Here is a 21,150-nt window from a genome sequence, read left to right on the forward strand (position 1 = left end):
CTCTCCTTATCGAAGCCACAGCCACAAAGCTACCCCAACACCGAGCCAGACGGCAACAACGAATGCGATGCCCCACGGGCTGCGCGGCTTGCCCTCACCGCGCCGCATCCAGTCGTCCGCCTGTACACGGCATTCGGCGAGCACGTCCTTGGGCAGCAGCCGGATCGCCAGCCATATCAGACCGGGCAACAGGAGCGCATCGTCCACGTACCCCAGCACCGGGATGAAATCCGGGATCAGGTCGATCGGGCTGAGCGCGTAGGCCACGACAAAGGCCGCCAGCGCCTTGGGCAGCCACGACGTGCCCGGATGGCGGCACGCCAACCACAGGGTTACGGCGTCGCGTTTGACGCGGCGCGCCCACTGGCGGATGTTTTGCAGGATCGACAACTGGAACTTCCTCGTGAATACGGTTGCGGGCGGCTTGCGCCGCTCGATCTTTACCGATACATTGATGATGTAACGACCGCTACATTATCCATGAATCAAGAAAAAAGACCCAGTTGGCTCCTATTGACCTACAAGGTGCCCGCCGAACCCTCCAAGTTCCGCGTAGCCATCTGGCGCCGCATCCGCAGCCTGGGTGCCGTCTACCTGCAGAACAGCATCTGCGTGCTGCCCACCACGACCGAACACCAGCGCCAGTTCCGCATGGTCCAGGCCGACATCGACCGCGCTGGCGGCGAGGCCGTGATCTTCGAGACCCTGGCCCTCGACGCAAAGCAGGAGGAGCGCGTCGTTGCCTACTTCAAGCACGACCGCGACCAGGACTACGAGGAGTTCCTGGACAAGTGCGTCGACTACAAAAAGGAGATCGAGAAGGAGGTCAAGGCCGATCACTACACCTTCGCGGAGGTGAAGGAGAACGACGAAGACCTGAAGAAGCTCAAGAACTGGCTGGAGCGCATCAAGACGCTGGACTTCTACGGCGCACCAGCACGCGCGACGGCAGAGCAGCGCCTTGTCGAATGCGAAGAGCTGCTCGAGGCCTATGCCAACGAGGTGTTCGAGCGCGAGCAGAACGCCAAGGGCGAGCCGCTGGAGAAGCCTGCCGCGGCCAAGCGCCCGATCGCAAAGAGCTCGGCGAAGAGTTCGGCCGCAAAGAAGCCTGCAGCGAAGAAGGCTGGCAAGCGCGGAGGTCCAGCATGAAGCTCAAGGTCCTGACCTACAACACGCTGTTCGGCGGCCGTGACGGCACCGATGATCGTCGCGCCCACGCACAGATCGGCCTGATCAACGAGCTGCGCCCGGATGTGTTCCTTATGCAGGAAGCCAAGGGCTTCGAAGCCAACGGCAGCGCGTGGCTGTATGCCCTGGAGGCCAGCCTCGGGATGCGCGGCTTTCTGGCGCTGGCACCGCGTACCGGACAGAACGTGGCCATCTTCTTGCGCGAGCCGCTACAGCCCTTGAGCTTCGATGCCGACGGCGCGCACTTCCACCACGCCCTGGCCACCCTGAAAGTGGCGTTGCCAGGCAGCGATCGCGTGCTGACGCTCATGAGCGCGCACCTGTGCCCGAACGGCCCCGATGTGCGGCGCCGGGAGGCGACCTACCTGGGCGTGCTGGCCGCACCGGACAACCTCACGTTGCTGACTGGGGATTTCAACTCGGCCTCGCCGCATGATCCCGAACCGGAAGGGTTTGACGTGTTGCCGCCCCATCACCAGGCCCGCTACCTGGCCGACGATCTGCGCACGGCCGATCGCACGGTGCTCGCCCGGCTGGAGGCGGCCGGCTGGATCGATGTCGCCCATGCGTTGGGACAGCACGGCGTGCCGACCGTTCCCACCGCCGACTTCACAGGGACCGAGTTCGCCGTGATGCGCTGCGACTACATGCTGGCGTCGAAGGCCTTGGCGGGCTGTGCGCGTGCCTGCGAAGTGGTTCGCACACCGGTCACCGACATGGCCTCGGATCACTATCCGGTGCTCGCCACGTTCGAGATCGCGCCATGAACGGGGAGCCTGTCCATGGTGCCGCCGACATTTTGCGCGCGGTTCCCCATACGGTGGCCGCGGCGCCACGCCGTTGAGGACGAGTCGATGAGTCGCCTGCCCACCCCTTCGGATCGCGCCTCAGACACAGATCCGCAGGAGCACCTGCCCGCGCCCAAAGCGCGCTGGTTCAATCGCACCGTCGCTGGCGCTGGCGTGACCAGTGCCCTGGGAGATTTCTGCTACGAGACCACGACCGTGATCCTGCCGGGCTTCCTCGCGGTGCTGGGCATTCCGGCTGCCGTACTCGGGATCATCGAAGGCATCGCCGACGCCGTCGCCAGCTTCACCAAGATGGTGTCGGGCTACATCGCCGACAAGCTCGGTCACCGCAAGACGCTGGTGCTTGTTGGGTATGCATTGACACCAATCGGGCAGGTGTTGCTCGCGCTGGCGACCGGATGGCCGTTGCTGCTGCTGGGCCGCATCGTGTCGTGGTTCGGAAAAGGCCTGCGTGGTCCGTTGCGCGACGCCATCGTGATCCAGGCTGTCAGCCCGGAAACGCGCGGTCGAGCGTTCGGCTTTCATCGCGCGATGGACACGATCGGCGCGGTCGCGGGCCCATTGCTCGGGGTTGCACTGCTGGGTTGGGCGCAGGGCTGGCATCTGGCCGATGCGACTGCGCCGTTCCGGCTGGTCCTGTGGCTGAGCGTAATTCCCGGTGTGCTGGCCGTCCTGGCGTTCCTGCTGTTGGTTCGGGATCCTCAGCACTCACCGAACCCTGCGCTCAAGTTCTTCAGCGCGCTGCGCGGTCTGCCTGCGCGGTTCAAGCGCTATCTCGGCGCCGTGGGCGTCTTCGGGCTGGGGGATTTCTCGCACAGTCTGCTGATCCTCGCGGCCACCCAGTTGCTCACAGCTTCGATGGGCGTTGTCCATGCGGCGCAGGTGGCTGGGCTTCTGTACGTCGGACGCAACGTGGTCCAGGTCGTGGCGTCCTACCCGATCGGCGTCCTGGCGGACCGCTTCGGCTCGCTGCCGGTGCTGGTCTTTGGGTACGCCTTGGGCACGCTCACTGCGGCGCTCATCGCGTTGGCCTTCTGGTTCCAGACGGCCAGTGTGCCGCTGCTGGCCGGCGTCTTCTTCGTCGCCGGGCTCTATGTCGCTGTGCAGGAAGCCCTGGAATCGACCGTCACAGCGGACATGGTGCGCGCAGACACCCTGGCCATGAGCTATGGCGCGCTGGGCACGGTCAACGGGGCGGCCAAGTTCGTATCGAGCGCATCGGTCGGCCTGCTGTGGACGGCGATGTCGCCGGTTGCTGGACTCGGGCTCGCGGCCGTGCTCATGGCGGCCGGCACGTTGGCCATGGCGCGTCTTCGCGCCAACTAGAAAAAGGAAAAACTCAATGATTGTCTGGACTTCTGCTGCACCGTCTGTGCTCGCATCCTTCATGGCCTCGACGGTAGAGTTCGTCGAGGCGCTGACCATCGTGCTCGCGGTGGGTGTTGTGCGCGGCTGGCGCTCCGCCTTGCTGGGCACCGCTGCCGCGTTGGCGGTGCTCGTGGGCCTGGTCGCCGTCCTCGGCCCCTCGTTGACTCGCATTCCGCTGCCAATGGTGCAGTTGGTCGTGGGCACCTTGCTGCTGCTGTTCGGCCTGCGCTGGCTGCGCAAGGCAATCCTTCGCTCGGCCGGCGTGCTGGCGCTGCATGACGAGGCCAAGGCCTTTGCTGAAAAGACCGCAGCCCTGCGCGCTCAGGGTGCTCAGGGCGGCGTGGCTCGCCAGGTCATCGACAAGCTGGCCTTCGCCACCGCGTTCAAGATCGTCATGCTCGAAGGCATCGAGGTGGTGTTCATCGTGATCGCCATCGGTGCCAGCGGGCAGATGATGCTTCCAGCCTCGATCGGTGCCTTGCTGGCGCTGCTGGCCGTGGTGCTGCTCGGCCTGTGGCTGCACCGGCCGCTGGCACGCGTGCCGGAGAACGCGCTGAAGTTCGGCGTCGGTGTGATGCTGGCCGCGTTCGGGACTTTTTGGGTCGGCGAAGGTATTGGGCTCGAGTGGCCCGGTGCCGACTGGGCAATCCTTGCCTTGATCGGCGTCTTTCTGATGGTCGCACTCGCACTGGTGCAGGTGTGCATTCGACTGCGCAAGGCGTCTGTGGCCGCGTCCAAGGCTCCAGGCAAGGCCGCTTCGGCCGCCGCCGCCAAACCGGGCGTGCTCGCCGTGATCGGCAGCGAATTGTTCGGGCTCTTCTTCGATGATGGATGGCTTGCCGCCGGCATCCTGGTCTGGGTGCTGGCCGCCTGGTTCGGCGAAACCCGCCACACCTTTGTCAGCCCCGTCGACGGGGTGCTGTTCGCCGCGGGTCTCTCGGCTGTGCTGGCGGCCAGCGCCGCTCGCCGTGCAAAGGCAAGGTGACGCGCATTTCGTCGCGGTTGATCCTGATTCGCCACCGGGAGTCGCTGTGGAACCGGGAACAGCACTTCACGGGCTGGGCCGATGTCGATCTGACCGCGGAAGGCGTGGTCCAGATGCAAGATGCCGCTCGCGTGCTGCGTGATGCGGGCGTCGATATTGACTTGACGTTTTCCTCGGTCTTGCGTCGCTGTATTCGTTCGCAGTGGATCCTGCTGGAGTCGATGCATTGCATCTGGGTGCCGCAGGTGCTGGACTGGCGGCTCAACGAGCGCCACTACGGCGCGCTTACCGGGCGCCTGATGTCCGAGGCGGAAATGGAATACGGCCATGCGACAGTGCAGATGTGGCGTCGCTCGTACGCCACCGCGCCGCTGGCGATCGACGCTGCTGCCGCAGCGCATGTGGCCATCGATCGCCGGTACGCCCAACTGCGATCCGACCAGATCCCTGTTGGCGAATCGCTTCAGCAAACCGTGGCGCGCGTGCGCACCCTCTGGCAACAGTCGATCTCCACGGCATTTCGCACCTCCAGGTCCGTGGCTGTCGTCGGTCACGGCAACAGCTTGCGGGCACTGATCAAGATTCTCGAAGACCTGTCGAACGACGAAATCATCGGTGTCGAGGTCGGCAACGGCACGCCGATCGTCTACGAGCTCGACGTGCTTGCCGTCCCTCCACGGCGGGCGTCAGAGATCCTGTGAGCGGGCAGACCTCCGTCTGAGGACGCATGTACCGCTACGTGCCGGCTGTACCGCCGTGCGCCCTGGCCTTTGCGATGCAGCGTCGCCCGAACCTCCAGAACGCCAGGAAGGTGACCGCAAGCACGGCGGCAAGCAACAGGCCTGCCGCAATGTCCAGCGGGAAGTGGACACCGACGTAGACGCGCGCCCAGCCCGTGACAGCGGCAATCACGGTCAGAGCGATCCCTACAGCGCGAAGCCGTCGCCGCACCAGAAACAGCAATGCAGCGGTGAACATGACCACGGCATGCGTGCTTGGCAGGGCTCCACGGCTGGCGTGTTCAATGTAGGCAGGACTCAGTCCGGCCATGAAGGGCCGGGGCAGATTCACCTTGGCCGCAATGGCATGGGACAGGATGGCTGCAACGCCGCAAAGAGCCGACACGGCCACAACGTAGTTGCGCTCTGAAGGTTGGCGCCACCAAGCCCAACCCATCAGAAGGATGCAGATCCAAGCGCCCCCACCGGGGGCGATCGCGCGCGCAAAAAAGAGAATCCAAGGGGTGGGCGTGTAGCCTGCGCCGATCCATTCGAAGAGAAAGGAATGGAGCGCCGTCATGTGCGCTCCCGCATTGCACCAGCAGGCACGCAAAAAGACAGCCAGGGCGGGTGCCGGCCAGATCCGCCGGCACGGCGGTGCACCGACTCGAGATATTGAGACATGGGAAATCCTTCGACCACGAAGAAGAAACCCACCGCGCTGAGCACGGCAGGACCTTCGACGCCGCTTGGGCGTCGTGCTTCAGGTCGCCAAAGGAGGCGCTGTCTTCGGTGGCTGTCGAAGCCAAATGGTTGCTGGCGGAGATGCTCCCGACGGCGGTGGGCGGTCAACTCGGACATCCTTGCCGCCGGGCACTGCGAACAGGCAAAGCGCTACCGTCAGCGGCAGCAGCAAGAACACAAGCGCCATCAGGCCATCAAGGCCGTGTTGGAATGTGTCCGGGTGATCGATGTTCGCCGCGGCCGGCACGAACACGGTGGTTTCCAGCTCGTTTGAGTGGTCCGCGCGGTCGTCGGGCTCGAACTGGGCCGAGGCGCTCACATTGCGGATACGAAACCCCGGCTCATCTTCCCAACCATCCTGGCAAAAGTGAACGGCCAGAAAGGGCTGCAAGGCGGCGAACAATACCCAGGCCAGGCACCAGAACGCCGGGTGCATGGCAACAAGGTGATGGACACGCGCGCTTCGCATCGAGAATTCTATGAGCGGCTCGCGGCGGAAGATGAACTCGGGCTGAACATGCGCACGCAGTTGAAAGGCCAGAAAGGACCATCGCTGGCAGCCGTCGATGAAGATCACATCGTGAGTTGTCCGACGATCAGAGTCCTGATTTCAATGCGCTTCAATAGCGCGCGGCGCCGTTCTCATGTCGGCCGTCATGACCACCAGTGCGAGGCACGCGGACAGGCCAAGCATGGAGGAGAACCATAGCGCGCCATCACCCCACCGTTCCACGGCGATACCGAAGAGAAACGGTGCCCCGGCTTGGACGATGCGCGCCGGCACCATCAGGAACCCTTGGCGCTGTCCGTAGCCTTTCGCGCCAAAGATCAGGAGCGGTAAGGTTCCGATAGCAATGGTCAGGATGCCATTGCCCAGGCCATGCAGCACCGCGAAGGCCGCGGCGGCCGATGTGCCGATCAGACCCAGACAGAGTGCGCCCATCGGATGGGCCAGCGTGGCCAACCGGGCCGACAACAGCGGATGTGCACGTTTGAGAAAGGTGAACTCGATCACCCGTCCCACCACCTGCGCCGGCCCGACCAGGGCGGCGATGCCGACGGCCGCGGCGAGTGTGGCACCGCTGGCCAGTAGCAGTTCCGGCAAGTGCGCGGCCATCGCTGTGCTGATGAACCAGGTCACTGCGAAGACGTATGCCATCAGGAACGCAGCGCGACGCTGATGCGCCGGAGAGAGACCGGCACCAACATCCTGCGCAGTGGCGGTGGACTTCTGCGCAGGGACGGCTTGAGAAGCATGCGGCAGCAATATGTTGAGCGGCAGGCCGATCAGCAGATGCATGGCCGCCCAGGCAAGGCACGCCCCACGCCAGCCCACAGTGCTTTCCAGACACGCCGAAAGTGGCCATCCCACAGTGCTCGCAAAGCCCGCGAACAGTGTGATACCGGTGATGGCTCGTCGCGCATCCTGGCCGTGCAGACGTACCACGGTGGCAAACGCGGCCTCGTAGAGTCCGCTGCCCATCGCCAGGCCCATCAACGCCCAGGCAGCAAACACGTGGCTTGCATGCGTGGACAGGCTCAGTACAGCCAACCCTGCCGCGAAAACCAAGTTGCTGGCAATGAGCACCGGCCGGCCACCCAGACGGTCGATGCGTCGACCGGCGACGGGTCCGATGCCCGCGGCGACGAGTAGTGCCACCGAGAAAGCACCGAAGACCGTGGACGTGGAGATGCCAATGTCCTTGCTGATGGCACTGGCTAGAACTGCCGGCAGGTAGTACGACGAGGCCCACGCCAAAGTCTGCGCTACGCCCAGCATCACCGTCGTCGTGGTCCTGCTTTGCACCTTGGCTTCGCCTCGCTCAGATGCTGCGCAGGTTGACGCGCTTCGACAGGGCTTCTGCGCTTTCGCGCCGCTCGCTGTAGCGGTCGACCAGGTATTCGGCGCAGTCTCGCGTGAGCAGCGTGAACTTCACCAGCTCCTCCATCACGTCGACCACTCGCTCGTAGTACGGCGAGGGCTTCATGCGGCCTTCGTCGTCGAACTCGAGGAAGGCCTTGGCCACCGACGACTGGTTGGGGATGGTGAGCATGCGCATCCAGCGGCCGAGCACGCGCAGCTGGTTCACCGCGTTGAACGATTGCGAGCCGCCCGACACTTCCATCACCGCGAGCGTCTTGCCTTGCGTGGGCCGCACCGAACCGACGGCCAGTGGTATCCAGTCGATCTGCGCCTTCATGATGCCGGTCATGGCGCCGTGGCGTTCGGGCGATGTCCACACCATGCCTTCGGCCCACTGAGCGAGGCCGCGCAGTTCCTGCACCTTGGGGTGATCGTCGGGCTCGGCGTCCGGGAGCGGCAATCCACGCGGGTCGAAAACCCGCGTCTCCGCACCCAGTGCGCGAAGCAGCCGCGCCGCTTCTTCCGTGAGCAATCGGCTGTAGGAGCGCTCGCGAACGGAGCCGTACAGCAACAGGATGCGCGGTGCATGCGTCGACCGCTGCGCCGGCAGCAGCAGGTTCAGGTCTGCCTTCCCGAACAGTTCGGGATCGACGTTCGGCAGCTCACGACTCATACCAACCCCGCGACGAATTCACGACCTTCACCACCGCCAGCATGATCGGCACTTCGATCAGCACGCCGACCACGGTGGCCAGCGCCGCACCCGAGTGGAAACCGAACAGGCTGATGGCTGCGGCCACCGCCAGCTCGAAAAAGTTGGAAGCGCCGATCAACGCCGACGGGCAAGCGATGCTGTGCTTCTCGCCGAGCTTGCGGTTGAGCCAGTAGGCCAATCCGGAGTTCAGCACCACCTGGATCAGGATCGGCACCGCGAGCATGGCGATCACCAGCGGCTGCCTGATGATCGCTTCGCCCTGGAACGCGAACAGGAGCACGAGCGTCAGCAGGAGCGCGGCAATCGACCACGGGCCGATGCGATGCATGGCCCGCTCGAACGCGGCCGGCCCCCCTTTCAACAGTTGCTTGCGCAACACCTGCGCGAAGATCACCGGCAGCACGATGTAGAGCGCCACCGACGTGATGAGCGTGTCCCACGGCACTGTGATCGCCGACAGGCCCAGCAGCAGGCCGACGATGGGCGCGAAGGCGAACACCATGATGGCGTCGTTCAGTGCGACCTGCGACAGCGTGAAGACCGGGTCTCCGCCAGTCAGGCGGCTCCAGACGAAGACCATCGCCGTGCAGGGCGCGGCGGCCAGCAGGATCAGGCCGGCCACGTAGCTGTCGAGCTGGTCGGCCGGCAGCGAACCGGCGAACACCTGGCGCACGAAGAGCCATGCCAGGAAGGCCATGGAGAACGGCTTCACGGCCCAGTTGATGAACAGCGTCACGCCGATGCCGCGCCAATGGTTTTTCACCTGCGCGAGGGCCGCGAAGTCGACCCGCAGCAGCATCGGGATGATCATCACCCAGATCAGCACGCCCACGGGGATGTTGACCTTGGCGACTTCGAGGCGGCCTACGGCCTGGAAGACGGACGGGAACAGTTGTCCCAGCGCGATGCCGACGACGATGCAGAGGAACACCCATACCGTCAGGTAGCGCTCGAACACGCTCATGGGGGCCGCGCTGGCGCGCGGGCTTTCGATGACTGCGCTCATGGTGTCAGTTCGCGGAGATGCGCTTCAACTGCTCTTGGAACTCGGCGTCGCTCATCGCTTCGGGGTTCTCGAGCGCGAGCAGTTGCAGCATGCGATAGGAGATCGCCTGGCGCGTCAGCTCGAAGGCATGGCGTTTTGCCGCATCGCCGCCTTCGGTGTTCGATGGGTCCGGATAGCCCCAATGAATCTTGACGCGCGTGCCCGGCCAGTACGGGCAGGTCTCCTGCGCCGCGCTGTCGCAGACGGTGATGACCACATGCATGACCGGCGTGGAGAACTCGTCCCAGCTCTTGCTGCGAAAGCCTTCGGTGTTCACGCCGGCGGCCTGCAGCACCTCGATGGCAAACGGGTTGATTCGTCCGCTGGGCGCACTGCCGGCGCTGAACGCCTTCACGTCCTTGCCGAGCTTCTGGGCCCAGTGGTTGAGCATGCCCTCGGCCAGCACGCTGCGGGCTGAGTTGTGGGTGCAGAGGATGAGTACGTTGAGCGTCATTGCGGTGCCTTTTGAACCTTGCCGATGTCGCGGATCTCGCGCTGGATGGCCATCGTGTCGAGCCGGGCCAGCGGCAGCGCCAGCATCAGCTCGATTCGGCGCTTCAGCGTGAGGGCCGTGTCCATGAACTGGCGCTCGGTGGCCTCTTCCGTGCCCGCGAAGGCTGCCGGATCTGCCACGCCCCAGTGCGCGGTCATCGGTTGGCCGGGCCATACCGGGCAGACCTCGCCCGCGGCCTTGTCGCAGACGGTGAGCACGAAATCCATCGCCGGCGCATCCGGCTTCGCGAACTCGTCCCAGTTCTTGCTGCGATAACCGGTTTCGGGCAAATGCATCTTGCCCAGCGTGAGCAACGCATAGGCGTTGACCTTGCCGGCCGGGTGGCTGCCGGCCGAATACGCCTTGAATCGCCCTTTGCCCAGGTGGTTGAGCAGGCCCTCGGCCATGATGGAGCGCGCGGAATTGCCCGTGCAGATGAAGAGCACGTTGTAGGTTTTTTCAGCCATGACGGTGTTTCTCGATGGGGTGAGTTGGGGGGATGTCTTTGAACATGCAGACGGCAGAGGCCGGGCACAGGCTCTTGAATTCGCTGCTCGCCTGTACGGAGGCCGGCAGCGCCGTGCGATCACAGCGCTCGAAGCCACGCGCCTCGAAGAACGGCTCTGCCGTGGTGGTCAGGATGCAGAGACGATTCACGCCTTTCGACGCGGCGAAGGCCTCCATGGTCTGCAGCGCCTGATCGCCCATGCCATTGCCGCGCGCGTCGGCGCGAACTGCGAGAGAGCGGAGCAAGGCGGTGTCGCCGAATCGCTCCAAGCCGACACAGGCCAGGATCCCTTCATCACCGGCGCGGCTGACGAAGAAGGCCTCCATGTGCTCTTCCCGAAGATCGGACTCGGGAAGGCCCGCGTCCCTGAGAAGGGCCCGCACGGGCGGCAAGGAGGCCGCCTCGGCGCGAACGAACAGCGATCTGACCAACGATTCGGACGGATCTTTGGACATGGTGCAGCTCTCAGCAGCAGGCGCTCTTAGCCTTGCTAGGTGCTTTGACTGCGACGCCTCGAATGGCGCCGGGCGCACAGCAAGCGGACTCGGCCTCGGCGGCGGGCCTGGGCTGCCCGTAGACCGGCACAGCGCCGTCCAGAGTCTTGAAATGCTCCCATGCGATCCCCTGCGGATCGGTGACCCAGTGCTTCTCGCTGCGCGCGTAGCAGCACACGGTTTCGCCTTCGTCGAGCAGGGTCCGGTCGGCGGCTTGGCTGCGAGCCTTCAGCTCGGTAAGTTCTGCTTCGTCCTCGGCCTGAATGCCGAGATGATCGATGCCTCTGCCCTGGCCGACCGTGGAAATTGCGAAGTTGACGCGTGGATCGTCGAGCATCCATTTCGCATAGTCGGCCTCGACGCGTGCGGGCGGTGACGCGAACAGGTTGGAATAGAACGCGATGCTCTTGGCGAGGTCATCCACGTGCAGGTGGACATGGAAGCGCTTCATGGGGTTCTCCTTCAGCATTCACAGGCAGTGGCGCTGGCAGGCAGGCAAGCCTCGCCCTGGCAGCAGTTCTCCGTGAGGTAGGCGAGCAGGTCATTCATTTGCTCGAACACCGCGCGGTAGATCAGGTTGCGACCGTCACGCTCCTGGCTGACCAGGTTGGCGTGCGTCAGCTCCTTGAGATGAAACGAGAGGCTGGTCGATGGCACGCCAAGCTGCTCCGCCAGTACGCCTGGCGTGAGACCAGCAGGACCAGCTACGACAAGAGCCCGAAAGACCTGAAGGCGAACGGGCTGGGCCAGGGCGGCCAAGGCTTGAATGACGTTTTTCTCTTCCATTGTTCAATAATAATTGAAATGTTTGATTAATTCAATGGGCTTCGACTTTTGAGGGATGGGCGAGGTTTCGCGTCGTGGTTCGAAGAGACCGAAGCTTTGCGGCGTACAGCCGAGGACGTTGGGGTGCGCTGACGCGCTACATGACCGACATCACGGAATTCCAGATCCCCGTTGGCAAGGTCTACCTGTCACCCATCGTCGATTGCTTCGATGGGATGGTGGTGAGCTGGTCCATCGGCACACGACCCGATGCAGAGCTCGTCAACACGATGCTGGACGCAGCAATCGCTTCAGTGAAAAACACAGGCGCACGACCTGTTGTTCACTCCGACCGCGGCGCCCACTACCGTTGGCCAGGATGGCCGTCACGCATCGCCCAGGCCAAGCTGGTACGTTCGATGTCACGCACGGGCTACTCGCCAGACAATGCGGCCTGTGAAGGTTTCTTCGGACGACTGAAGACGGAGTGGTTCTGCGCCCGCGACTGGCAGGCCACGACCATAGAGCAGTTCACTCAGACGCTGGACGCTTACATCCGCTGGTACAACGAGCAACGCATCAAGATCTCGCTGGGCGCCCGCAGCCCCGTCGAGTACCGCAGGGCCTTTGGGATCGCTGCATAACCCGTCCAAGATTTACGCCGCATCCCCGTGGGGGCACGTCCGAATGGAAATCAACAGCTTTTCCACTCGATGAAGTGAGTTGCCAATGTATTTTTGTGCGACTCACAACTTCCTATGAAAGGCCCCGCTGAAGATTCCAAGTTTCCTTGCAAATTCGATGTGGGATTTCAATCGAAACCATACATCGACTATTGCTTACTATGGAATCCAAAGTAACCTATTTACCTTCGTCTTCCTCCAAAGAACCGAAGAAGAAATCGTCAATCAGTTCAGATTCTGAGCTCTCAGAGCTGCATGAAATCTACAGTACTCTGGATCTCACTCACCATGTCGAATTCGTGGAAAAGGATCAGCAGACCAAGCTGCTGATCCATGAAGACTATGAGAAGCTGACCCCCTTCGCTCGAATCGAAAAAATGGTAGAGGAGCTACAGCTGTCCAGCGAGCTGGCATTCAATATCATGCGAACAGCACGAGGCAAGTTGATGCTGGAGAAGAGGGCGTTTTCGAGGTATTACGACGATGCCAAGACGGTCTTGGAGGTGCACGATGAGGGGTACTTCTACAGCCCGAGGATGCAGGCCTTCTTCGACTCCCTTGCTTCCTCTTCATCGCTGGGCATCAGTCTGAAAACGTTCGAACTGGGTCAGCCTCTGCAGGTCTGTCCGTCCTCGGGGTGGTATTACGCAGACATTTTCAACGAGCTGCTCGAGACCATTCGAGCGCATTGCCGAACGCCCAAGTACCGCGCGAGCCTAAGGAAGCACAGAAACAATTGCAAGCGTCCCGTGGGGCGCTTCCTCATGTGGGAAGCAGAATTGTTCCGCAGCCGGTCACGCCATCTGATGGTCGTGGTGCACCTCGGGTATCACCCACGGCACCGCATGCACGTGACGCCGGAGCTGATCCAGACTCATCTGGATCGGATGCTCGATGCTTCTTCGCATCCCTTGCTCAAGGGCATCTGGGACTATGCATGGCGGATTGAGGAAGGCAGGCGTACGGGGCTGCATGCTCATCTTCTGGTTTCCTATGACACCTGGCGCAACAACGGCATCGCGGTGGCACGTGAACTCGGTGAGTACTGGGCGGTCCATGCAACGGATGGCATGGGCAAGTATTGGAACGGGAATCGCGACGGGTGGATTCAACGTTCCAAGAAGCAAGGTACGGGGCTGGGGACAGGCAAAATCGACCACGATGACTTGGCAGCGCGGACCGGGCTACGCAAGATCCTGAGGTACATGGCCAAGGCCAATCAGTACCTCACGCGCAAGAGCGGCCCCAAATACCGGTCCTTCGCCTTGAGTCAGCCCGAGGAGAAGAAAGTTGAGGGACGGCCGCGCCGTGGGCAAGCGTCGTAGCGTCTTTCGGCCATGTCTTGGCGGCTAGTTCTCAAATGAGATCGTTGCTTTCTCCCACGATAACGAGAGCCCGCCATCCCTCTCAAGACTTTGCCTTGAGCTCTTCCAAAGTCAATCCTCGCTTTTCGGCCTCGCTCACCCACTTGGGCTTTCTGCCGATGCCGCCCCATGTCTTAGATCCCTCGGGATTCTTGTATACAACCGGCGGCGCCTTTTGAACGGCATTGTTTGGCTGGCGCTTGCCCGAACCTCTGCGTGAACTGGATGACTGCAGCAAGGCCATCGCCTCTTCCAGGCGCAGTCCATGCTCCGTCAAGGCGGCCTTGAAAGCATCGACGACGCGAAGCAGATCTTTTTGGCGCTCCTGAACTTCTTCGTCCGCAATTTGCGCCAGTCTTTCCTTAAGTTTCTGCGTTTCTTCAGCCAGTGCCTTCAATCGTTCATTTTTCATGGTGATAGGATTCTTGAGCAAAAACAGGAAACGATCGTGCAATCGATCGGGTTAATGTATCTGGCTCTCTTGCTTTCTTCTAGAGCGCTTCACTGGCCTTGCCTTTCGATTCAGCGGGCACTTGCGAGGCGGAAACAAGGGGCGGGCTGTCAAACAGACGATAGCGCATCGTTCGACCAACGGGGTATGAAACTACCCGGCCATCTTGGGTTAAGGCATTCAAGGCGCGTTCGACGCGAAGACGCGTCCAGCTGGCCTCAAGAAAGAGGAACTGCAGATCTCTCAGCGTCACCAGGGGCTGACCTACCATTCTTAGATCATGTAAACGTCGTTGCATTTCTGCTGCGTCTTGGGCGCGGCGATCTTGCACATTTTCTGGAGAGATCAAGCGCAGATACTGCCTAGCATGCCAGCGCACGATTTGGATCGCACGCACAAGTGTCTCGGCTGTGATTGGGCCATCAAGTCCATCTGCCACGTGCAGCACTGCGGCAACTCGGGTCGCTTGTTCCGTGAGTTTTGCCGCAAAGCCGCTCGCCTCGTGGTAGGGGCCCCAGCGGATCTCCCATTGCGCCGCATTGAAAGCCTCGCGAAAGACTTTCTGCGCATCCGGAGAAAGGGGCAGCGGTGTACGCCTATCGTCAATGCCCTCGGTAAGTTTCGCGCCGTCTTCGAGAAGTTGGGTGCATCGCTGCGCATAAGCAGCCAGATGCCTCTTCTCGGGCTCAGCTCCATCGATCCAGCGATTGCCGCTGGAAGGGGGAGGGCTAGTCCAAAGAAAACGATTGATCAAGCCGCTGTCTTCGGCCTCTCGGCCTCGGCGCTGCATGAAACGGTCCAACATTCCTGGCTGGATACCGAGAATCATGGATATTCGCGGTGCCGCCACCGAGACGCGCGCCTGGTTGTTTGCTCGATCCAAGTGAAGGGGGGCGCCGCCCCAGAGATCATTCCAAAAGGCCATGTCGCGCATCAAGCCACCCTTGAAGAAACTACTAGCCTCCATCGAATAAAGCAGCGCAGACGGCCAGCGCAAGCACAGTGATTGTTTCACCGCCAAGGGCGTCGCATCGTTGAAAAGGAGCTTCGGAATCGTCGCGGCCTTGGGTTGTGCGAGATATAGCTTCTTGAGTTCACGCGCGGCTCGGTCGGCTATTCTGCGATTGCCAAGATCTCCTCGATACTTTGCTTCCACCGCCTTTCTTTGCATTTCCCAGAGCTTCGTTGCCACCGCTAGGTCGATCCTAGCTTCGCGCGCCGCATCGGCGGCCTTCTGTTCAAAATCGTGAAATGGGCGCAGCAGTGCGTTCGCCGAAGCGTCCTTTCCTTCGCCAGAACCGGCAATGAGGATCACGTTCAAGGAGATGGAGCTGGGAGCCATCCCGGGCCGTTCAACGTTGTACTGGTTTTGAGCAGCACTGGCCATTGCTGCCAAGGCAACAGGCGCAATCATCTCCATCGGAATCTTGGTGTTTCTACTGTGTTCCTGGATCGCGGGAGCCAGGCACTTCCCGTACGCAGAAATGGGTAGCGCTTCGTCTGATTGGGGCGAGTGCATCACGAGCTCTCTAGAGACTGTTCAGGATCTCCCTTGGTGAGCATCGATCTCTCGTTCTGAGCGGGACGCCCAAGGGTAGGCGATGTCGAGTTTACTTGGTCTAACATGCACAGAGATGCAAAAACCTGTTGCAGGAACTATCTCGACGATGATTATTCGAGGCCTAAAGGGGATAATCGATAAAATCAGAATCTGAAAGCAACAAATTTGCTAACTAAGCGCATCAAAAGTTTTGCTCAAGGCTTTGATCAGATCGCCCGATTATTGAATCTGGAGAAAGGTTGAGCTCGAACGAAGCTGAGGGCAGTTTTCGGGTCCATTCATGAGCTTTGCGCTTCATCGTCGGGATCGTTCTTGATCAGGATGATGTGGATTTTTGAAAGCATTTCCGGACAATCGAGAGATTTCATGTTTCCGAAAAATAGGTCTGCCAAGATCGATTTGCGTGTGTAAAGTCACGGCGTCTTGCCGTGAAATATCAAGCACGGAAGGGAGAGGAGTTGAGATGAAAGAGATTGCTGCCGGCAAGAAAGAAAATACGCGAAGGCTCGGAGAGCAACTAGCGATTTCCGGAACCAGCTCGGACGCATCGACTTCATGCTCATGCTCATAAGAAATGCCAATGACTTCAGCCGCTACGAGGAAGCGCTGTGGAAACTTCCTGTCTCTCAAAGGGGTTCGTTTATCAGTCAGAGTCCGTGCGATGAACAAGTGGTCACGCAGCGGGTGGTGACCGAAGAAGATGATGCACTTGAGGGGATCAAGTCGGGCGCGTTGATGATCAAGTTGATTGTTGAATCCGATGGCGAGCTCTGCTCCATCAAAGAGCGGCGCATCACAAGGAAAGGCGCAATAGCTCGTCTTATGAAGGCGGTCAAGATCTTCGAACCACTAGCAGCGCATCTGGCGATATTGCGAAATCTTGGCCCGGATGAAATACGGAGATTGTTGCCTGGACATCGATTCAACCCTTACTTTGAGCTGTTGTGCAGAGTCATGGAGCGGATTGCTCATGTGCAACCTTCGCTTCATCATTGGCATATGTTCAGTGATGATGAGGCAGAGAAATTCGTCCGACATTTCAACAAGCTTACCAAGCTGGTACGAAAGAAAGGGCGTGGGCAGGAAATGCAAAATGCCCTGGACGGGTGGCGCAAGCGTATGCGCGCACGAACTGCTTCTTCTCGGGAATACATCGAGCAGATCTTTGCGCTGTACCCGGATGTGTTTTCAGTCCATCTGAATCTCAGCTACTGCATGCAAGAGAGTAAGGGAATGCCGGGCTGGGAATCGCCCGTTACCCTACAACAGGCAAAGGCTCATCTCGCAAAATTCGACCGTTTCCTGCGAGAGTACTTCCCGGTGATTGGGCATTTGTACTGGCGGGAGTACGGGTTGAATTCCGGCTTTCACTTTCGCGTCGTCTACTTCATGAACTGCTCGATCAAGAGCATGGACCATCGCGTCATGCCGCTGTTGGAAGAGCATTGGCGAAAGCACATCACCAAGGGATGGGGCCGGCACTACAACTCCCGTTCGGCGCAATATAGATATTTCGGTGCGGATCGATTGCGTGCACATGAGTTTCGCGAGAGCGCGCGCAAGGCATTGCTGAATGACCTGGAGCGACATATCACGCAAGTGGATTTCTGGGCGTTTCATAAGGAAGGCGGGAAATGCTTCGGGCGAGGACAGGCACCAGTGGCGCTTCTCCAGGCCATGACCGGAGGAGTCCGCAGAGGATGACGAGAGAATCTATGCTCAGCGCGAATAGAGGCTATGGTCCTACCTCTCGCTGATCGCAACCGCCGCTGGTGCTCGTGGCGCAGGCCCATCCGTCAATGAACGTCGAGTGCGCGCGTTTCGGCGCCTTGAGTTCTATTGAGAAAGTCCGATGGTTTAACCTAGAAGCACGTCACCTTTTCTCTTCGGGGCGAGAAGCGATCCATGCATCAAGCTCATCTTTGCGGTAGCCCATCGCGCTGTGGCCAATTTGCACCGCGCTGGGGAATGCTACGTCGAAGTAGCGGCTCTTGGGGTTTTACGGCTCGTAGAAGCTTGGGCGCGAAAGGTCGTTACGAACGATGGCTTCCTTGGGGTGAGGCAGTTGTGTGTCGGACTTGTAGAGTGGCGGCGTGGGCGGCGGCGCCCTTGATACTGCGTGCTGCATGGATAGTCCACCATCGTTTGCCTCATTGGCGCGACGCGCGGGTTCTCGCTGCGAGCCAGTTTTCAATTTCGCTTTCCAGCCAGCCAACGCTTGAACTGCCGAGTTTCACCTGTTTGGGAAAGGTGGGGTCATAGCGCGGGGAGTTTGCGTCGAGCCGGTCATAGATGGCCGAGCGTGACAACGAGGTTCGGGCCTCGACTTGGCGCCGGCGCAAGATCACGGTGGCAGTGCTGTGCCGCGTGGGTTCCACCGAAGTTTCTATGCTTTCCCTCGGTGATCGGTGAGTCTTGCCGTCCTGTTGGGAAGATGGCGGCTTCATTTTTGGCCGCGGGGATGCCGAGATCGGCGTCGTTACGGGAGCAGCGAGGTCAACGAGTGCGGTCGTACCTTCGGGGGCGTTGGTCGAGTCTGCTTTCACCGAATCACTTTGATGATCGGCTTCAAGTGCTTTGGGTGATGTTGCCGCTTTTGTGGCCGAGGCTTTCGGTTTCGAGGCCGAGTGGATGGAGCGAGAGCCCGGATCATCAACCGTGCGAAACCGATGTGCCTTGAGGTAGTTCAACGCATCTTCGCGACGGATGAAGATGTTCTTTCCTGCACGGCCCTCGTCGATGTGATGCTGGTTGAATGCGATGAGCTTGCCGGATGCGATTTCTTGCTGAAGTGCGAGGCGATGCTTCTCCTGAATCTGGAGTATCTGGTGGCCGTTGGCGGCAACCGTTTCTTCGCTCACAAACACGGGCCTCCAAGGGAGGCGATCAGGATGCTTCAGATAGGCATCCATGAACACCTCTCGCTCTCTTGGGGGCATACCGGCGTGTGGTGGCAGGCCTGGCAAGATTCGAAGCAGCGCTGTTCGTTCTGCCGCTGACATATCGGATTGGATCTCGAAATCCGAGGTCGGCAGCTTTACGAGTTTCTTCTGGAGCCAGGCATAGTCTTCGGCTTCTCGCATGCTGGGGCAGATGGACTTGGCGATGAGCCGGGTGAAATCCCAAAGATCGATGGGATCATCGAGGGGAAGTTGGATGTCAGTCTTCTGCACGCACGACTTTCTTGGAAAATGCCATCTGGATCTCGATTGTTCGACGGGGCGTGGAGCTCGGGGTCGAATGTATCAACCTTGATTGCCAGATAGGGAGTGAAAATTGAGAGGAAGGGAGCAGGCTGCCTGCCTTCAGGCTTCTTCTTTTTTCTCTACCTTGGAGCAGAAGTCATCCCATTCCTGCATCATCAAACGGCGCTTTTCCAGTGCATCCCCACGCCGATAGGCGGCCTCGACCTTGTTGTCCAGGGCGTGTGCAAGGGCCTGCTCAGCCAAGTCCCGTGGGTAGTTGGTGCGCTCTCTCGCCCAATCGCGAAATGTAGAGCGAAACCCGTGGGGCACGGCATCCACATCCATGCGGCGCATGACGGCAGTCATCGCCATGTCGGAAAGCTGCTTGCCCCGTGCGGAAGGGAACACCAACTCGTTATCTTTGAGGTGAGGTTGAGCACGGAGAATCCGAAGCGCTGATTCGGACAAGGGAACGCGGTGCTCCTTGGTGGCCTTCATTCGCTCTGGCGGGATGGTCCAGACACCAGCGTTCAGGTCGAACTCCGGCCAGACCGCGCCGCGCACCTCGCCGCTGCGCGCTGCGCACAGCACGGTGAACTCCAGCGCCTTGGCCGCAGTTCCTTCTCGTTGACGCAGGTCGGACATGAAAGGCACAGTGGCATCGATGGGTAACGCGCGGTGATGCTCTACCTTCTGAATTTTCCCGGGCGCCGGCAGCAACATGTCCAGGTGACCCTTCCATCGTGCCGGGTTCTCTCCTGTACGGTATTTGCGGACGGTGGCCCAGTCGAGAACGTTCTCGATTCGGCCTCGCAATCGTGATGCGGTTTCGTTCTTGGTTTTCCAGATGGGCTCCAGGGCCGCGAGCACATGCTCCTGGCCCACGTCACGAACGAGCAGATCGCCCATGACTGGATAGGCGTAGGTTTTCAGGGTGCTGGCCCATTGAGTGCGGTGCTTAGGGTTCTTCCAGGTGTCCCCATGCGCCTCCAGGAACCCTTCGGCCGCTTGTTGGAACGTTTTTTCGGTCGCTTGCTGGGCGCGCAGCAGGCTGGCCGCCGCTCTACGTTGCGCAATGGGATCAATACCTTGATCGATCTCGTCGCGAGCTGCTCTTGCCTTTTCTCTGGCTCGAGCAAGAGGGACATCGGGAAAGCCGCCGAGCCCCATGTGTCGGCGCTTGGTGCCGACCATGGTGCGAAGCACCCATGAGCGAGCACCTGCGTCATTGACGTACAGGTAGAGGCCGGACACGCCGCCAACGGCGTGGTTGCCTGGGGAGGTCAATCGACCCACTTGGAGTGCTGATAATTCCTTTGCCTTGCGCGCCATGACAGTCCTGCATCCTTAGATATTGACCTACCATCCTTTCTACCATAAAATTTAGGATTGAAGCGGATCGGAAGGGATCGGTCAGGAATGCTGTTGAGGCGTTTCCCCAATGAAGGAGCATGAAAATCGGTCGACTTAGGACTGCTTGGGACGTCGCAAAGGCAGACTCCCTCTCCTCCAAGAATGGCCCCGCAAGGGGCTATTTTTTTGCCTGCTCGCGATCGGAAACCCAGCAGGATCAAGGCCTTAGCCGATTCTGACGTCTGCGTTTCCGTCGATTCCCTACCGTCAAAAGCCGTTCCACACCGGCGTTCGGTAGGCATCTTTGTAGGCATCGAACGGCATCCGATCACGATGCCTACAAATACCCTCACCGACACTATCTGCAAGACGGCTAAGCCGGGCGAAAAGCCGATCAAGCTCTTCGACGGCCATGGCCTTCACCTCTTCATTTTCCCGGCGGGCGCCAAGGTCTGGCGCCTGGCCTATCGCATCGATGGCTTGCCGAAACAGAAGTCGCTTGGGGCATACCCCTTAGTCACGCTGGCGGAAGCTCGTATGCGGTCCGCAGAGCTGCGGAAAGGGCTGTTGCAGGGCGTGGCCCCAGTCACGAAGAAGAAGCGCCCGAAAACTACGTTCTGGGAGGACTGCGAGGCGTACTGGAAGGGGCGCGAAGATGTATCCGCCGACTACAAGGCCAACGCGCTCCGCGCTCTCGAGCTTCATTTAAAGCCGCAGCTCGGGGATAAGGCGACTGCAGAGATCGACCGGGCTATGCTGCTGACCGAGTTGAACAAGATGGACGCCAAGGGCGTTTTGTGTACGTCAGGGGAGAGGCTGTCCGCGTGTAGCGCCGATCATCGCGCGTACCCGTGAC

23 protein-coding genes and 2 pseudogenes are annotated in these 21,150 nt (G+C 60.7%); 9 read left to right on the forward strand and 16 right to left on the reverse strand.

All coding sequences use genetic code 11. The annotated features are described in order from the left end of the window. Window positions 1–6: 6 nt before the first annotated feature. Window positions 7–390, reverse strand: coding sequence for a YkvA family protein (locus AC07RV_RS23935; protein WP_108137400.1), 384 nt, complete (start codon window positions 388–390; stop codon window positions 7–9). Window positions 391–480: 90 nt separating this feature from the next. On the opposite strand from AC07RV_RS23935, the gene AC07RV_RS23940 reads away from it, so the two are divergent. From AC07RV_RS23940 to AC07RV_RS23960, 5 genes are all read left to right on the forward strand, one after another. After that, window positions 481–1,149 (forward strand): Chromate resistance protein ChrB, encoded by a 669-nt coding sequence (locus AC07RV_RS23940; protein ID WP_444813576.1) that lies wholly within the window; start codon window positions 481–483, stop codon window positions 1,147–1,149. After that, window positions 1,146–1,955 carry an endonuclease/exonuclease/phosphatase family protein gene (locus tag AC07RV_RS23945; RefSeq protein WP_108137401.1) on the forward strand — a complete coding sequence of 270 codons (810 nt, stop codon included), beginning with the start codon at window positions 1,146–1,148 and terminating at the stop codon, window positions 1,953–1,955. Before AC07RV_RS23940 ends, AC07RV_RS23945 begins: the two co-directional genes overlap by 4 nt. An 87-nt stretch (window positions 1,956–2,042) precedes the next feature. Further along, window positions 2,043–3,323 (forward strand): MFS transporter, encoded by a 1,281-nt coding sequence (locus tag AC07RV_RS23950; protein WP_108137589.1) that lies wholly within the window; start codon window positions 2,043–2,045, stop codon window positions 3,321–3,323. A gap of 16 nt (window positions 3,324–3,339) precedes the next feature. Beyond that, entirely contained in the window at window positions 3,340–4,350 is a 1,011-nt protein-coding gene (locus AC07RV_RS23955) for a COG4280 domain-containing protein (RefSeq protein ID WP_108137402.1), read from the forward strand. Next, entirely contained in the window at window positions 4,347–5,051 is a 705-nt protein-coding gene (locus AC07RV_RS23960) for a 2,3-bisphosphoglycerate-dependent phosphoglycerate mutase (RefSeq protein WP_208512926.1), read from the forward strand. Before AC07RV_RS23955 ends, AC07RV_RS23960 begins: the two co-directional genes overlap by 4 nt. A gap of 34 nt (window positions 5,052–5,085) precedes the next feature. On the opposite strand, the gene AC07RV_RS23965 is transcribed toward AC07RV_RS23960, so the two are convergent. The 10 genes from AC07RV_RS23965 to AC07RV_RS24010 form a co-directional block, all read right to left on the reverse strand. Beyond that, a complete protein-coding gene (locus AC07RV_RS23965) occupies window positions 5,086–5,649 on the reverse strand; it encodes a phosphatase PAP2 family protein (RefSeq protein WP_108137404.1) in 564 nt (187 codons plus the stop codon). 183 nt (window positions 5,650–5,832) lie between these two features. Next, window positions 5,833–6,390, reverse strand: coding sequence for a hypothetical protein (locus AC07RV_RS23970; protein WP_296723047.1), 558 nt, complete (start codon window positions 6,388–6,390; stop codon window positions 5,833–5,835). Window positions 6,391–6,423: 33 nt separating this feature from the next. After that, complete coding sequence (locus AC07RV_RS23975; RefSeq protein WP_408908507.1) at window positions 6,424–7,620, reverse strand: MFS transporter; 1,197 nt, start codon at window positions 7,618–7,620, stop codon at window positions 6,424–6,426. 16 nt (window positions 7,621–7,636) lie between these two features. Next, window positions 7,637–8,350, reverse strand: coding sequence for an arsenical resistance protein ArsH (gene arsH, locus AC07RV_RS23980; RefSeq protein ID WP_108137406.1), 714 nt, complete (start codon window positions 8,348–8,350; stop codon window positions 7,637–7,639). Then, window positions 8,340–9,398, reverse strand: coding sequence for an ACR3 family arsenite efflux transporter (gene arsB, locus AC07RV_RS23985; RefSeq protein ID WP_108137407.1), 1,059 nt, complete (start codon window positions 9,396–9,398; stop codon window positions 8,340–8,342). Before arsB ends, arsH begins: the two co-directional genes overlap by 11 nt. Before the next feature lie 4 nt (window positions 9,399–9,402). Next, complete coding sequence (locus AC07RV_RS23990; RefSeq protein WP_108137408.1) at window positions 9,403–9,891, reverse strand: arsenate reductase ArsC; 489 nt, start codon at window positions 9,889–9,891, stop codon at window positions 9,403–9,405. Then, entirely contained in the window at window positions 9,888–10,397 is a 510-nt protein-coding gene (locus AC07RV_RS23995) for an arsenate reductase ArsC (protein WP_108137409.1), read from the reverse strand. Before AC07RV_RS23995 ends, AC07RV_RS23990 begins: the two co-directional genes overlap by 4 nt. After that, window positions 10,390–10,893 (reverse strand): arsenic resistance N-acetyltransferase ArsN2, encoded by a 504-nt coding sequence (arsN2, locus tag AC07RV_RS24000; protein ID WP_108137410.1) that lies wholly within the window; start codon window positions 10,891–10,893, stop codon window positions 10,390–10,392. The genes AC07RV_RS23995 and arsN2 overlap by 8 nt, the downstream gene beginning before the upstream one ends. 10 nt (window positions 10,894–10,903) lie before the next feature. Then, entirely contained in the window at window positions 10,904–11,383 is a 480-nt protein-coding gene (locus AC07RV_RS24005; protein ID WP_108137411.1) for an ArsI/CadI family heavy metal resistance metalloenzyme, read from the reverse strand. Window positions 11,384–11,394: 11 nt separating this feature from the next. Then, window positions 11,395–11,718, reverse strand: a complete 324-nt coding sequence (locus AC07RV_RS24010; RefSeq protein WP_108137413.1) for an ArsR/SmtB family transcription factor — start codon at window positions 11,716–11,718, stop codon at window positions 11,395–11,397. A 134-nt stretch (window positions 11,719–11,852) separates the two neighbouring features. On the opposite strand from AC07RV_RS24010, the pseudogene AC07RV_RS24015 reads away from it, so the two are divergent. Together AC07RV_RS24015 and AC07RV_RS24020 are read left to right on the forward strand one after the other, a co-directional pair. Beyond that, window positions 11,853–12,341: pseudogene (locus tag AC07RV_RS24015) on the forward strand (IS3 family transposase); the annotation flags it as partial. A 200-nt stretch (window positions 12,342–12,541) separates the two neighbouring features. Further along, a complete protein-coding gene (locus tag AC07RV_RS24020) occupies window positions 12,542–13,705 on the forward strand; it encodes a hypothetical protein (RefSeq protein WP_132970517.1) in 1,164 nt (387 codons plus the stop codon). 82 nt (window positions 13,706–13,787) lie between these two features. Here AC07RV_RS24020 and AC07RV_RS24025 read toward each other — a convergent pair whose 3' ends face one another. After that, complete coding sequence (locus tag AC07RV_RS24025) at window positions 13,788–14,156, reverse strand: H-NS histone family protein (protein ID WP_108137417.1); 369 nt, start codon at window positions 14,154–14,156, stop codon at window positions 13,788–13,790. A gap of 79 nt (window positions 14,157–14,235) precedes the next feature. Next, window positions 14,236–15,714, reverse strand: coding sequence for a YfjI family protein (locus AC07RV_RS24030; protein ID WP_108137419.1), 1,479 nt, complete (start codon window positions 15,712–15,714; stop codon window positions 14,236–14,238). Between the two features lie 597 nt (window positions 15,715–16,311). Between AC07RV_RS24030 and AC07RV_RS24035 the strand changes: the two genes are divergently transcribed. Next, entirely contained in the window at window positions 16,312–17,460 is a 1,149-nt protein-coding gene (locus tag AC07RV_RS24035; RefSeq protein WP_132970518.1) for a hypothetical protein, read from the forward strand. Window positions 17,461–17,629: 169 nt separating this feature from the next. Here the strand turns inward: AC07RV_RS24035 and AC07RV_RS24040 are convergent. From AC07RV_RS24040 to AC07RV_RS24050, 3 genes and pseudogenes are all read right to left on the reverse strand, one after another. Next, window positions 17,630–17,722 (reverse strand): annotated as a pseudogene (locus tag AC07RV_RS24040) (hypothetical protein); the annotation flags it as partial. A gap of 184 nt (window positions 17,723–17,906) precedes the next feature. Further along, on the reverse strand, window positions 17,907–18,929 hold the full coding sequence (locus AC07RV_RS24045; RefSeq protein ID WP_296723057.1) for a helix-turn-helix transcriptional regulator: 1,023 nt from the start codon (window positions 18,927–18,929) through the stop codon (window positions 17,907–17,909). Between the two features lie 132 nt (window positions 18,930–19,061). Next, on the reverse strand, window positions 19,062–20,273 hold the full coding sequence (locus AC07RV_RS24050; protein WP_108137428.1) for a tyrosine-type recombinase/integrase: 1,212 nt from the start codon (window positions 20,271–20,273) through the stop codon (window positions 19,062–19,064). 354 nt (window positions 20,274–20,627) lie between these two features. Between AC07RV_RS24050 and AC07RV_RS24055 the strand changes: the two genes are divergently transcribed. Further along, entirely contained in the window at window positions 20,628–21,149 is a 522-nt protein-coding gene (locus AC07RV_RS24055) for a DUF4102 domain-containing protein (protein WP_444813575.1), read from the forward strand. Window position 21,150 lies beyond the last annotated feature (1 nt).

The organism is Variovorax sp. GW821-FHT09B01, from assembly GCF_059418345.1.

Bases quoted from the DNA above. Each gene is read 5' to 3' on its own strand.
- AC07RV_RS23940 (WP_444813576.1), top strand. From the start codon at position 481: ATGAATCAAGAAAAAAGACCCAGTTGGCTCCTATTGACCTACAAGGTG.
- AC07RV_RS23945 (WP_108137401.1), top strand. From the start codon at position 1,146: ATGAAGCTCAAGGTCCTGACCTACAACACGCTGTTCGGCGGCCGTGAC.
- AC07RV_RS23950 (WP_108137589.1), top strand. From the start codon at position 2,043: ATGAGTCGCCTGCCCACCCCTTCGGATCGCGCCTCAGACACAGATCCG.
- AC07RV_RS23955 (WP_108137402.1), top strand. From the start codon at position 3,340: ATGATTGTCTGGACTTCTGCTGCACCGTCTGTGCTCGCATCCTTCATG.
- AC07RV_RS23965 (WP_108137404.1), bottom strand. From the start codon at position 5,649: ATGACGGCGCTCCATTCCTTTCTCTTCGAATGGATCGGCGCAGGCTAC.
- arsH (WP_108137406.1), bottom strand. From the start codon at position 8,350: ATGAGTCGTGAGCTGCCGAACGTCGATCCCGAACTGTTCGGGAAGGCA.
- arsB (WP_108137407.1), bottom strand. From the start codon at position 9,398: ATGAGCGCAGTCATCGAAAGCCCGCGCGCCAGCGCGGCCCCCATGAGC.
- AC07RV_RS23990 (WP_108137408.1), bottom strand. From the start codon at position 9,891: ATGACGCTCAACGTACTCATCCTCTGCACCCACAACTCAGCCCGCAGC.
- AC07RV_RS23995 (WP_108137409.1), bottom strand. From the start codon at position 10,397: ATGGCTGAAAAAACCTACAACGTGCTCTTCATCTGCACGGGCAATTCC.
- arsN2 (WP_108137410.1), bottom strand. From the start codon at position 10,893: ATGTCCAAAGATCCGTCCGAATCGTTGGTCAGATCGCTGTTCGTTCGC.
- AC07RV_RS24005 (WP_108137411.1), bottom strand. From the start codon at position 11,383: ATGAAGCGCTTCCATGTCCACCTGCACGTGGATGACCTCGCCAAGAGC.
- AC07RV_RS24010 (WP_108137413.1), bottom strand. From the start codon at position 11,718: ATGGAAGAGAAAAACGTCATTCAAGCCTTGGCCGCCCTGGCCCAGCCC.
- AC07RV_RS24020 (WP_132970517.1), top strand. From the start codon at position 12,542: ATGGAATCCAAAGTAACCTATTTACCTTCGTCTTCCTCCAAAGAACCG.
- AC07RV_RS24025 (WP_108137417.1), bottom strand. From the start codon at position 14,156: ATGAAAAATGAACGATTGAAGGCACTGGCTGAAGAAACGCAGAAACTT.
- AC07RV_RS24030 (WP_108137419.1), bottom strand. From the start codon at position 15,714: ATGCACTCGCCCCAATCAGACGAAGCGCTACCCATTTCTGCGTACGGG.
- AC07RV_RS24035 (WP_132970518.1), top strand. From the start codon at position 16,312: ATGCTCATGCTCATAAGAAATGCCAATGACTTCAGCCGCTACGAGGAA.
- AC07RV_RS24050 (WP_108137428.1), bottom strand. From the start codon at position 20,273: ATGGCGCGCAAGGCAAAGGAATTATCAGCACTCCAAGTGGGTCGATTG.
- AC07RV_RS24055 (WP_444813575.1), top strand. From the start codon at position 20,628: ATGCCTACAAATACCCTCACCGACACTATCTGCAAGACGGCTAAGCCG.